Origin of the sequence: Candidatus Ornithobacterium hominis, from assembly GCF_951229915.1 — a bacterium.
In the GTDB taxonomy this organism is placed as follows: Bacteria; Bacteroidota; Bacteroidia; order Flavobacteriales; family Weeksellaceae; genus Ornithobacterium; species Ornithobacterium hominis.
Genome location: NZ_OX579588.1, coordinates 1,766,380 through 1,778,404 on the forward strand (window position 1 = coordinate 1,766,380; position 12,025 = coordinate 1,778,404).

The 12,025-nt window shown below is 36.4% G+C and carries 10 protein-coding genes; 2 read left to right on the plus strand and 8 right to left on the minus strand.

Annotated features, from left to right (window positions below; all coding sequences use genetic code 11):
* The first annotated feature begins 3 nt into the window (after nucleotides 1-3).
* Entirely contained in the window at nucleotides 4-798 is a 795-nt protein-coding gene (locus QOX03_RS08280; protein WP_283670750.1) for a lysophospholipid acyltransferase family protein, read from the plus strand.
* 60 nt (nucleotides 799-858) lie between these two features.
* Here QOX03_RS08280 and QOX03_RS08285 read toward each other — a convergent pair whose 3' ends face one another.
* The 7 genes from QOX03_RS08285 to QOX03_RS08315 all read right to left on the minus strand — a co-directional run bounded on the left by QOX03_RS08285 (nucleotide 859) and on the right by QOX03_RS08315 (nucleotide 8,783).
* Nucleotides 859-1,992, minus strand: a complete 1,134-nt coding sequence (locus tag QOX03_RS08285; protein ID WP_283670751.1) for an acyl-CoA dehydrogenase family protein — start codon at nucleotides 1,990-1,992, stop codon at nucleotides 859-861.
* Nucleotides 1,993-2,049: 57 nt separating this feature from the next.
* Nucleotides 2,050-2,982, minus strand: a complete 933-nt coding sequence (locus QOX03_RS08290; protein ID WP_283670753.1) for a helix-hairpin-helix domain-containing protein — start codon at nucleotides 2,980-2,982, stop codon at nucleotides 2,050-2,052.
* A 295-nt stretch (nucleotides 2,983-3,277) separates the two neighbouring features.
* Nucleotides 3,278-3,499, minus strand: coding sequence for a PspC family transcriptional regulator (locus tag QOX03_RS08295; RefSeq protein ID WP_119057472.1), 222 nt, complete (start codon nucleotides 3,497-3,499; stop codon nucleotides 3,278-3,280).
* The gene (locus QOX03_RS08300) at nucleotides 3,489-4,760 is read right to left on the minus strand and encodes a DUF2851 family protein (RefSeq protein ID WP_283670754.1); all 1,272 of its coding nucleotides are present in this window, start codon (nucleotides 4,758-4,760) and stop codon (nucleotides 3,489-3,491) included. Before QOX03_RS08300 ends, QOX03_RS08295 begins: the two co-directional genes overlap by 11 nt.
* A 1-nt stretch (nucleotide 4,761) precedes the next feature.
* Nucleotides 4,762-5,844, minus strand: coding sequence for a peptide chain release factor 1 (gene prfA / locus QOX03_RS08305; protein ID WP_119057470.1), 1,083 nt, complete (start codon nucleotides 5,842-5,844; stop codon nucleotides 4,762-4,764).
* Between the two features lie 102 nt (nucleotides 5,845-5,946).
* Nucleotides 5,947-8,133 (minus strand): glutamine synthetase III family protein, encoded by a 2,187-nt coding sequence (locus QOX03_RS08310; protein WP_283670755.1) that lies wholly within the window; start codon nucleotides 8,131-8,133, stop codon nucleotides 5,947-5,949.
* A gap of 242 nt (nucleotides 8,134-8,375) precedes the next feature.
* Nucleotides 8,376-8,783: a DUF4293 domain-containing protein gene (locus QOX03_RS08315; RefSeq protein WP_119057468.1), complete on the minus strand. Its 408-nt coding sequence runs from the start codon at nucleotides 8,781-8,783 to the stop codon at nucleotides 8,376-8,378.
* 161 nt (nucleotides 8,784-8,944) lie between these two features.
* On the opposite strand from QOX03_RS08315, the gene rho reads away from it, so the two are divergent.
* Nucleotides 8,945-10,627: a transcription termination factor Rho gene (rho, locus tag QOX03_RS08320; protein WP_283670756.1), complete on the plus strand. Its 1,683-nt coding sequence runs from the start codon at nucleotides 8,945-8,947 to the stop codon at nucleotides 10,625-10,627.
* A gap of 86 nt (nucleotides 10,628-10,713) precedes the next feature.
* On the opposite strand, the gene QOX03_RS08325 is transcribed toward rho, so the two are convergent.
* Nucleotides 10,714-11,934: an aminotransferase class V-fold PLP-dependent enzyme gene (locus tag QOX03_RS08325; RefSeq protein WP_283670757.1), complete on the minus strand. Its 1,221-nt coding sequence runs from the start codon at nucleotides 11,932-11,934 to the stop codon at nucleotides 10,714-10,716.
* Nucleotides 11,935-12,025 lie beyond the last annotated feature (91 nt).

Below are 12,025 nucleotides of genomic sequence, written 5' to 3' on the forward strand. Positions count from 1 at the left end.
ATTTTGAAGAAAAAAACCATTTTTTATGATGCCTTCGGGCGCTGGTATATTATTAAGCGTTTAGTCGTTTTTGTACTAGGTGTTGTTTCTTATCGCAGATACAATGGCTTTAACAAACTAAGAATTTCAGGCACTGAACATTTGACTGATTTGCCTGATAATAATGTCTTATTTGTTTCCAATCATCAGACTTATTTTGCTGATGTTTCTGCAATGTATCATGTTTTTTTCAGTGCTAAAAATGGCTTTGAAAATTCCATTCGCAACCCGATATATTTAATCAATCCGCGCATCGACCTCTATTATGTTGCTGCTGAAGAAACGATGAATAAAGGACTCTTGGCTAAAATTTTCCAATTTGCAGGAGCCATTACCGTCAAAAGAACTTGGCGCTCAGCAGGTAAAGATGTTCAACGGAAAGTCGACTTGAGTGAAATAGACAATATTGAACGCGCTTTGCAACACGGCTGGGTCATTACCTTCCCACAAGGTACAACCAAGGCTTTTGCTCCTGGGCGACGTGGTACTGCTCACATCATCAAGAAAAATAAACCCATCGTAATTCCTGTAGTGATTGATGGTTTCCGCCGAGCTTTTGATAAGAAAGGCTTACTCATCAAAAAACGTGGTGTTGAACCTACAATGAAATTCAAAGCTCCGCTCCATATTGATTATGAAAACGATTCCACGCAACACATTATAGAGCAAATCATGGACGCCATCGAGCAAAGTCCTCAATTCAATAAAGTAAAACCAATTGAAAATAATTTAAACACTGAGCCAAATACTTTTTATTAATTTTTCACTTATTTTTTTAAGGCTTAATTTTTTTGATGTTTAAGTTTTATAATCAAGCTTTTAATCTTTTATAATTTCTCTGCCAATGATTAATTTTTGAATTTCAGTAGTGCCTTCGCCAATGGTACAAAGTTTTGAATCTCTATAAAATTTCTCTACTGGGAAATCTTTGGTATAGCCATACCCGCCAAAAATTTGTACAGCATCAGTTGAAATTTCCACACAAGCTTCAGAAGCGTAATACTTAGCCATAGCACCTTCCATCGTCATTCTTTCATCATTTTCTTTTAAGCGGCAAGCTTCATCTATCAGCAGCTCAGAGGCTTTAATTTTAGTTGCCATCTCAGCTAATTTAAAATTAATCGCTTGGAATTCGCAAATCGATTTCCCAAACTGTTTTCTTTCTTTACTGTATTTCAACGCGGCTTGGTAAGCTCCTTTTGAAATCCCAAGAGACAATGCTGCAATAGAAATTCTCCCCCCATCTAAAATTGACAAAGCTTGCTTGAAGCCCTCACCCACTTCACCCAAGCGGTGTGAATCTGGCACACGTACATTGTTCATGATGAGTTCAGCAGTTTCAGACGCACGCATACCCAGTTTATTCTCTTTTTTTCCTGACGTAAAACCTGGCATTCCTTTTTCTAAAACAAAAACCGTCGAATTACGAGAAGCCCCTACTTCCCCCGTTCTTGTCATCACCACGGCTAAGTCACCAGAAATCGCATGTGTGATAAAATTTTTTGCCCCGTTGATTACCCATTCGTCACCATCTCTCACTGCAGTAGTCCCCATTCCGCCAGCATCAGAACCCGTATTGTGTTCAGTCAATCCCCAAGCTCCAATCACTTTCCCCGTCGCAAGACTCGGCACCCATTTTTCTTTTTGCTCTTGATTCCCAAAACACAAAATATGATTGGTGCAAAGCGAATTATGCGCAGCTATTGACAAACCAATAGACGGGTCTACTTGTGAAATTTCATCAACAATATTTACATAATCAAAATAAGAAAGACCGGCTCCGCCCAATTCCTCTGGAACTAAAATCCCCATGAACCCCATTTCCCCTAATTGATGAAATAACGCTACCGGAAAACTTTGATTCTCATCCCAATCCATCACGTGAGGCGCAATTTCTCTCTGGGCAAATTCTCTAGCAGCTTGTATGATTATTTCATTTTCAGGATTTCTCATCGTTTGTTTTTTTTCAACTTTAAAAGTATCAATTTTTTTTAAGCCTTAAAAAATTTTTCAAAAAATAAGCGCTTTATTTTTTAGTTTTTCTAAAACATCTTCATTGAGATACGGACAATTTTCTAAGGCTTTAAAATTTTCAAATCCACCGATGAAATCTCTGTATTTTACAATATTTTTAGCCTCCTCTGCCGTAGCGCCGCATTTTTTCCAATCCAATTCATTCATTGAATTCACGTGAAAATCGCTGCTTTTGGGTGAAATATTTTCTGATTTAATTCCCTTCTCAGAATTTTTCTGAGGTAAGCGAATAAATGCTTTTAATTCATTAAACTTTGCTTCACTGATGACAAAACAATTTTTTATTTCATTTAAATTTTTAAATTCTCCTTTCAGGTAATTTTCTTTGTAATTCAAGATTACTTTAGCTTGTTTTTCACTAAAACCCAAATCCTCCCATTCCTTTAAACTTAACTGATTGGGGTCAAAGATTTTTAATTTTTTCTTTGACTTAGCAAGATTTTTTTCAGCCTCAAAAAATTCTTTTGAGTTTGAATTAATTTGATTTTTCGGAATATTTTTCAACCGAATATACATTTTCATTTCCTCAAATTTTTCTTGACTGATAACAAAACATTCTTGAATTTGTGCTAAGTTCTCAAAATTCCCTCCCAGAGAATTTCTATATTTGATGATGACTTCACTTTGCTTGGAACTAAAACCAATTTTTTGCCAGTCTTGAGCTGAAAACTCATTAGGATTAAATGTAAAATATTTAACTTCTCCCTTCGATTTCGTGGTTAGATGAGTTGATTCCTCTTTAATTTTCAGCCATTCCAGTTCTTCAGGCATCAATTCTGAGGGGGCATCATTTTTTTTAAGGCTTAGAAAATAAAAACCCAATTCAATGATGAGGATTAGAATAATTAAAATAAAAAAACCACTCCGCTGAGCTTTTCCCATCTCGAAATAGCGCAAAAATTTTCTCATTTTTATACTATTTGTAAGATTTTTCCCCACCAAAAATATTTAAATTTATCGCCGCAGGGATTGATTTCTTCTTCAATTCTAAAATCATTTAAAGTCTCTTCTAAAAAAATGTTTGCTAGCCCGATTAATCTAATCTGGAAAAATAGAATGGAAATAAATAACGAAGCATTTTTCATGAATTTTTTATAAGCCTTTTTTTATAGTATAAATCAATTAAATTATTTGAAATATTTTCAAAAAACAGAATCAAAAAAACTTTATTTTATTAAATTAATTTATTTTAAATAAAAATAAATCACAAGTCAAACACTGATTTTCGCTTAATAAATAAGCTGTCTTTTAACCAAAAGAAAAACGCCGTGATTAAATAAATAAGAAATGTGACTCCCAATGTTGCAAAAGAGAGGTAGATGAAAAGCAAACGTAATTTGCTCGCTCTCAGCCCCAATTTATCTGAAATTCTTGAGATAACTTCAAACCCGTGTGCTTCGGCTGTATTTCTAATATTATTTAGCATGATTTCTCAAAATATGATTTCCGATTTTACAATTTAAGCATTTTTTCTTTTGACAATAATTTTTTTCTAAAAATAATAATCCTTGTGTATCCAAAGCAGATGAGATGGGAATTTCTAAAGCCTTAAATTCCTTAATTATTTGATTGTATTCTGGTGGCAATTTCTCCAGCTGATTTAGCAAAGGTTCTGGGTTTTTATCAATAGATTTTAAATACAAAAAATGAACTGGGAAGAAAGCATTGATAAGCAGTAGTTCAATAAACGAGCGTGAGAGTTTCTTGGGTTGATTTTTCAGGGATGGTTTCCCGAGCGTAAAATGGGTGTTCCAAAAATCAGAAGCTTGAATTTCACTACACTCTTCTATGAATTCTTCATAAAAATTATTTTTTTTAAGGCTTAAAAAAATTTGTGGGAAAAGGTCTGAAAAAGCTGCCCACTGCGCCATACGAACACTCGGGAAATTGGGTGGTCTCAAACGAAAAAACTTAAATATTTCTTTGTTAAGCGGCGTTAAATTCCATTTGTACTGAAGGAATTCATATTCTTTTTTCAAAGCTTCAGTGTATTGATTTTCAAATTCTTGAAGAAATCCTGCTTGTCCAAAAATTAAGGCTTCTTTCTGAAACAAATTCAAGCCATTCAACTGATTATTTTTGAAGCTCCTAGCCAATTGCAAAAAAGCTTCACCATTAATTTTCAAACCAAAAACATAAGCAATTTGTTCGAAGAGAAGTTGCTCCCAGTCACCGGCCAATTGGTCAAGTCTTTGCTGCAAAATTTGCTCTTTTCCCATCCATTTCTCGAGCAACATATTGATTTTCGTTGTTTCGAGAACTTCCGCTTCTACTGAAGGCAATGAGCTTTCGCAGGGAATAAAATCAAAAGGTCGATTTAAATTTTTATAACTTAGGATTAATTCTTTCGAAACGTAATTTCCTAATTCTAAAGTTGAAAAATCGCCCACTTTTTGGGCTGAATTATCTTGAAAAACTACATGTAAAATAATTTTCTGATATGCGGGGTCTTCCTCGTGCCGATGCAAAAACCAGTCGGTTGTGCGAAGATGAATTTCAACATTTCCCGCCCACAAAACTCCACCGATGCGAAGCCGAGCGTTCAAGAAATCAGGTCCAGCATTGGGATTCAGCACCCCTGGTGATAGCACTTCTATTTCTTCGCCTTGGGTGGTTTTTAATTTTATAGAAGAACCCCACCGCTTGAATTGCCAGATGTTGTATAGGAATTCTTCTTTTATTTCCATTTTACACCAATTCTTCTCCTTTCAGTTTCTCTGCGTTTTCAGCTAATTTCAGTGCATTTATCATTTCTTGAATATCACCATTCATGTAATTATCTAAATTAAAAATGGATTTATTGATGCGATGGTCTGTCACTCGCCCTTGCGGATAGTTATACGTTCTGATTTTTGCTGAGCGGTCTCCGCTTGAAACTAAAGAGCGTCGCTGTTCTGTCCTTTCATTTTGAATTTTTTCAAATTCGATTTCATATAACTTAGTTCGTAATAATTGTAAAGCTTTTTCACGGTTTGCGTGCTGAGATCGTGACTCTTGGCATTGGATCGTAATGCCCGATGGCTTGTGAGTCAGTTGTACTTTTGTTTCAACTTTGTTTACATTCTGCCCTCCTGCCCCACTTGAACGAGCTGTTTGATATTCCAAATCGGCCGGATTGATTTCAATGTCTACCTCTTCTGCTTCGGGTAATACGGCTACGGTAATCGCCGAGGTATGTACTCTCCCTTGAGATTCTGTCTCGGGGACACGCTGCACGCGGTGCACGCCAGATTCAAATTTCATTGTCCCAAAAACCGCATCTCCGCTCACTTCCATTACTAGTTCCTTGTAACCTTTTATTCCACCTTCTGTTGCATTCAATATTTCAAAATTCCAATTTCGAGTTTTGAAATACATCGAATACATTCTAAAAATATCTTCTACAAAAATTGCTGCTTCGTCGCCTCCCGTCCCTGCTCTCAATTCTACAATCACATTTTTTTCATCCTCTGGGTCTTTGGGTATCAGCATCCACTTGATTTTTTCTTCCATTTCAGGCAATTGCTGCAAAACCTCATCTTTCTCCATCTTGGCTAGTTCCACCATTCCTTTATCATCGGAACTGGTTATAATTTCATTGGCTTCATCTAGCAAATTCAGTTGTGATTCGTATTCCTTTTTCGTTTTTATAATATCGGTGAGGTCAGAATATTCTTTGTTGAGTTTTGCATAGCGTTGATGGTCGTTTATAACATCTGGCTGAATAATCAAATCTGCAATTTCATCAAATCGCTGCTGAATTCCTTGTAGTTTTTCTAGTAATGTGGACATATAAGTGCTTGAAATCTAGTTTTTGAAGATAGCAAATTTACAAAAATCTATCTTTTTTTTTCTAAGGCTTAAAAAATTTTCTGAGTTTTATTTTCTTTATATTTATTTGATAAACATCATTTCACGGTATTTGGGTAGCGGCCACATTTCATCGTCCACAAGCATTTCTAGTGCATCTACGTGATGTCTCAACTGATTTAGGTAAGGGATTACATCTTTACAAAAAACATTGGCTTTTTCTTGCGCTTCGGTAATTTGTTCTGCTTTTCTTCTGGTTTCTAGCAATTCTTTTACCAAACGAGTAATTTCAAAATTATGTTCTGATATTTCTTTGATCAATTGAATTTGTTGCTCTGCTTTATCTCTGTAATCTTCACCGAAAATTTCTTTTAATCCTTTTACGTTTTCTATCAATTCATTCTGATATCGAATTCCTGTGGGAATGATATGATTTCTTGATAAATCTGCCAAAACTTTTGCTTCGATACTGATATTGGCACTGTATTTCTCTAGTTTTATCTCGTTGCGTGCATAGATTTCTCTCTCTGACAATACAGCGCTACTTTGAAATAAATTAATGTGTTTTGTCGTCGTTTCTGTGGCTAAAGCTTCTGGGCTTGTGATTAAATTAGCTAAACCTCTTTTCTCTGCTTCTTCTACCCATTCTTGCGAGTAACCATCGCCTTCAAACAAAATCGGGCGCACTTCTTTGATGTAATCTCTCAATACATTGAATATCGCTTCATCTTTCTTCAAGCCTTTCTCTATCAATTCATCCACAGCTACTTTAAATTTCCTTAGCTGAAAAGCCATAATGGTATTCATCACCGTCATGATTTCTGCACAATTGGCAGAGGAACCGACTGCTCTCACCTCAAATTTATTACCTGTGAAAGCGAAAGGAGAAGTTCGGTTTCTATCGGTATTATCTAAAAGGATTTCAGGAATTTTACCTACGACATTTAATTTTAGTTCTGTTTTTTCATCTGGGCTCAATTTCCCTTCAGTTACTTTTTCTAATTCATTAAAAACTTCAGTCAATTGCGAACCAATAAAAATGGAAATGATGGCTGGCGGAGCTTCATTGGCGCCTAAACGATGGTCGTTAGACGCTGATGCGACGCACGAACGAATCAACTCTGGGAACTCATGAACTGCTTTGATGGTATTGATAAAAAAAGTTAAAAACTGTAAATTCCTCTTCGGGTTTTTCCCTGGACTTAGCAAATTATCGCCTGCGTCGGTAGAGAGTGACCAGTTATTGTGTTTACCTGAGCCGTTCACTCCAGCATAAGGTTTCTCATGTAGCAATACTTTGTAATTATGCTTTCTCGCTATGCGCCCCATAATGTCCATCAATAGGGAATTATGATCTACCGCCAAATTAGCTTCTTCAAACATTGGTGCTAGCTCAAATTGGTTGGGGGCAACTTCATTGTGCCGTGTCGTCACTGGGATTCCCAATTTCATACACTCCACCTCAAGTTCCATCATGAAATTTAAAGCTCTGCTAGGAATACTCCCAAAATAATGATCATCTAATTGCTGCCCTTTTGCTGGTGAATGCCCCACTAATGTTCTGCCCGTGAGTGTAATATCTGGCCTTGCATTGGCTAAGCCTAAATCCAAAAGAAAGTATTCTTGTTCCCAACCCAGCGTGGAATAAACTTTCGTAGTTTTTCGATCAAAATAAGCACGCATCACCTCGGTTGCTGCTGCGTCTACACTTTGTAAAGCTCTGAGCAGAGGTGTTTTGTAGTCTAAAGTTTCACCCGTATAGGAAATAAAAACTGATGGAATACAAAGTGTAGTCCCTATCACAAAAGCGGGCGAAGTAGGGTCCCAAGCCGTATAACCTCTTGCCTCGAAGGTGTTTCTGATGCCCCCATTGGGGAAACTTGATGCGTCTGGCTCTTGCTGAATCAGCATTCCGCCGTTAAACCGCTCAATAGCTCGCCCATCTTCTAAAGGGCTAAAAAAGCTGTCGTGCTTCTCTGCTGTTGCTCCCGTGAGTGGCTGAAACCAGTGCGTGTAGTGTGTAACTCCTTTAGAAAGAGACCATTCTTTCATCGCAAGAGCAATTTGGTCGGCAATGTCTCTGTTAATTTGTTCTCCTGAATCAATCGCAGTAGAGATAATCTTGAAGACATCTTTGCTCAGATATTGACGCATCGTGTCTATATTTAAAACATTCTCACAAAAATATTCTGATAATTTTTTTTCTACTTTAAAGGTTTTTAAATCAAACACATTTAAATTTTCAATGGCTTTGAATCTTAAGGTAGACATCTTATTAAATTTTCAGCAAATTTAACAATGTTTTTTTCTAAACCCCTATTTTTTAGAGTTTAAATTTTATTTTCAAATAAATTTATTCAAAACACCCCTAATTAAAACATGAGAGAACACAATTTTTTAATATTTTTTTTCTAAGCCTTAAATTTTTTTTTAGTCTTAATACTAAATAAAAAAAGCAGCCATTAAAAAAATAGCTGCTCTCTACACTCATATATATAAATAAATGCGTGCGATTACCGAATTCGATCTACCGATTTTACAAGCTTTTCATCTTTCTTTATGCTTCTATTGGCTAAAAATAATAGCAAAATAGTAACGAAAGGTAGAAATACGCCAACACCCTTCTCCGAAGCAAAGCCTTCTCCAGGTAAGTTGAATAGACGATAAATCAATAATCCCACCAACACTACGTTGATCAAAATATTAATGGAATTGTAAATGATTTGTCTTCTTCTGTTTCGAAACAAAAAAATTACGATAAAAGACAATATGCCTGAACTTAAAAACAGAGCCCAAATAATTTCATAGTCATTGGCCTGCATCCACTCTACGCCGATTCTCCACAAATCAAAAAAATGGGACAACACAAGGGAAACAATCCCCGCAAGGAATAAAAAAACGGATTGAACTCTTTGTATCATATTTTTTAATTCAATGCAAATTTAAACATTTTTTTCTTCTTAGAAATAAAAAAATATTTTGTATCATTGCACTAGAGTTCACTTCAAGGCTCAAGTAAATTCTATACTACATTGAATTTAAAGAATTACTTTTTTATAAATCAAAATCAATTATCAATTTCATGTTTGATATTAATGAACTAAGAAGCAAAAAGGTAGCGGATTTGCACGCTATTGCCAAAGAGATGGGTTTAAGAGGCTTTCAACCCTTAAAGAAAAAAGATCTAATTTTCTTAATTTTAGATTACCAAGCTGCCAACCCTGAATCTGTGAAGATTTTTAAAGGTCAAGCCCCAAAAGAAGGCTCTAGTAGCAATCGGAAAAATTCTGAACAGAAAAACAAGCAGCAAAAACCGCAAGAAAAAAAGTCTAGCTCGCAGGAAGAGGAGACTGAGAAGACTGAGAAGACTGATAGAAGTGAAATAACACAAAATCAAGAGCCTCCACAAAATAAAAAAGAGGTTTCGCTACAAAAAAAAGTGAATCAGTATTCTAAAAATTCAGACCAAAATAGAAATCAACAGCGAAATCCCTCTAAGAATCAACAAGGGCACCGACAAAATAATAATGCCAAATCAAATGATTCTCAATCAAATAAAAATCATCAGAATCATAACAGCCATCATCAAAATCCTAAAAACCCTAAAAATCAAAAGCCTAAAAATAAATACCTCGACCCAAATTATGAGTTTGACGGGATTATTTCTGCCGAGGGAGTTTTGGAAATTTTAAATGAAGGTTATGGTTTTTTACGTTCTTCTGATTTCAATTATTTACCCTCTCCTGATGATGTATACGTTTCTCAATCACAAATCCGCTTGTTTGGTTTAAAAACAGGCGACACCATCACTGGCGAAGTTCGTCCACCTAAGGAAGGTGAAAAATACTTCCCGCTTCTCAAAATTACAGAGATCAATGGTAGGGAGCCAGGATTTGTAAGAGATCGAGTGGCTTTCGAGCATTTGGTTCCACTTTTCCCTCAAGAGAGATTTCATATCGCTAATAAGGAAAGTACTATTTCTACGCGCATTGTAGATTTGTTTTCACCTATCGGAAAAGGGCAGCGTGGAATGATTGTAGCACAGCCCAAAACAGGTAAAACCATGCTGATGAAAGACATTGCTAATGCGATTGCCGCCAATCACCCAGAGGTTTATCAAATCATTCTTTTAATTGACGAGCGACCAGAGGAAGTAACTGATATGCAACGCAATGTGAAAGGCGAAGTCGTTGCTTCTACTTTTGATGAGCCAGCAGAACGTCATGTGAAGGTTGCCAACATCGTGCTTTCTAAAGCGAAAAGACTGGTAGAATGTGGTCACGATGTTGTAATCTTGCTAGATTCCATTACCCGTCTGGCTCGAGCGTATAACACTGTAGCTCCAGCTTCAGGTAAAATTTTGAGTGGTGGTGTAGATGCTAATGCGTTACACAAACCCAAGCGCTTCTTTGGTGCTGCCCGAAAAATTGAAAATGGGGGTTCTTTAACCATCATTGCTACTGCTTTGATTGATACTGGTTCAAAAATGGATGAAGTTATCTTTGAAGAGTTTAAAGGAACTGGTAATATGGAGTTGCAGCTCGACCGACGCATTGCCAACAAGCGTATCTTCCCTGCCATCGACTTGATTTCATCAAGCACAAGACGTGATGACCTGTTGCTAGATGAGCCTACCTCTCAGCGCATGTGGGGCTTACGTAAGTACATGAGCGACATGAATCCTGTGGAAGCAATGGAGTTTCTGAAAAAACAAATTGAACTCACCAAATCTAATGAAGAGTTTTTGGTTTCAATGAACAACTAATTAACTGTAAATCAGTTAATAAATAAAAAAATCCGTTACTTTTTGATAACGGATTTTTCATGATTTTTTTTTAAGGCTTTAAAAATTTACCTTAAAAAGGTGATGGCTTTTTTCACTCCTGCCACTAATTTATCTACATCTTCTGCGGTATTATAGACTGCAAAACTTGCTCGCACCGTCCCCAGTATGCCCAGTCTTGCCATAATGGGTTGGCAGCAGTGATGCCCTGTGCGTACAGCTATGCCTTGCTTGTCTAAAATCATACCAACATCTGATGGGTGAACGCTATTTAATTTTAAGTTAAATGAAATCGCTCCTGATTTCGGCATATTGGGCGAGTAAATTTCAACTTCAGGCAATTCAGCTAATTTTTCTTCAGCTAAAGTAACCAAAGATTTTTTATGGCCTGAAATATTTTCCATGCCAATATCCAGCATAAAATCTATAGCTTCTGCCAAAACAATATTCCCGCAAATATTAGGCGTGCCAGCTTCAAATTTAAAGGGTAAATCTGCATAAGTTGATGCTTTCATTTCTACCGTCTCTATCATTTCTCCGCCACCACGGTACGGGCTCATTTGTTTTAAAATTTCTTCTTTCCCGTATAAAATTCCTGTTCCTGTCGGCCCATACATTTTGTGCCCCGAAAAAGCATAAAAATCAACATCCAATTCTTGCACATCTACCTTCATCTGTGCCACCGCTTGGGCTCCATCTACCAAAACCCAAGCCTTTTTTTCATGAGCTAAATCTATGATTTCTTTCACTGGGTTGACAATACCCAAGGCATTGCTCACGTGGTTTACAGCTACCATTTTAGTCTTATCAGTCAGTAGACTTTTATATTTATCTAAATCCAATTTCCCTTCCAACGTCAGCGGGATATATTTGATTTGGGCACCAGTACGTTGCGCCAATATTTGCCACGGAACTATATTAGAATGATGTTCTATTTCAGTAATGATGATTTCATCTCCTTTTTGCAGCAGAGAGGTAAATCCTGTGGCTACTAAATTGATAGCATCGGTAGTGCCGTAGGTGAAATTAATTTCTTTAGGTTTCTTGGCATTGATGTACGCCTTGACTTTCTCTCTCGCTTCCTCCATCGCTATAGTTGCATTCTGGCTTAGCGTGTGAATCCCGCGGTGCACATTACTATTGGTGGTAGAATAATAATTCGCAATCGCATCTATAACTCGCTGTGGTTTTTGAACAGTAGCACCGTTGTCTAAATAAACCAAAGCTTGACCATTGATTTTCTGTTGAAGTATCGGGAATTGCCGTATTATTGCTGATTGATTGAGCATTTTCTTGAATTTATTTAAAGATAATAAAAAGTGAAATATTTTTTTAAGCCTTAAAAAAATTCTCTTAAAATTTCCTAAGAGAATTTTCAAT

What these genes read in the sequence shown, in the direction of transcription:
- QOX03_RS08285 (WP_283670751.1), bottom strand. Translation starts at nt 1,992, where the DNA reads ATGAGAAATCCTGAAAATGAAATAATCATACAAGCTGCTAGAGAATTT.
- QOX03_RS08290 (WP_283670753.1), bottom strand. Translation starts at nt 2,982, where the DNA reads ATGAGAAAATTTTTGCGCTATTTCGAGATGGGAAAAGCTCAGCGGAGT.
- QOX03_RS08295 (WP_119057472.1), bottom strand. Translation starts at nt 3,499, where the DNA reads ATGCTAAATAATATTAGAAATACAGCCGAAGCACACGGGTTTGAAGTT.
- QOX03_RS08300 (WP_283670754.1), bottom strand. Translation starts at nt 4,760, where the DNA reads ATGGAAATAAAAGAAGAATTCCTATACAACATCTGGCAATTCAAGCGG.
- prfA (WP_119057470.1), bottom strand. Translation starts at nt 5,844, where the DNA reads ATGTCCACATTACTAGAAAAACTACAAGGAATTCAGCAGCGATTTGAT.
- QOX03_RS08310 (WP_283670755.1), bottom strand. Translation starts at nt 8,133, where the DNA reads ATGTCTACCTTAAGATTCAAAGCCATTGAAAATTTAAATGTGTTTGAT.
- QOX03_RS08315 (WP_119057468.1), bottom strand. Translation starts at nt 8,783, where the DNA reads ATGATACAAAGAGTTCAATCCGTTTTTTTATTCCTTGCGGGGATTGTT.
- rho (WP_283670756.1), top strand. Translation starts at nt 8,945, where the DNA reads ATGTTTGATATTAATGAACTAAGAAGCAAAAAGGTAGCGGATTTGCAC.
- QOX03_RS08325 (WP_283670757.1), bottom strand. Translation starts at nt 11,934, where the DNA reads ATGCTCAATCAATCAGCAATAATACGGCAATTCCCGATACTTCAACAG.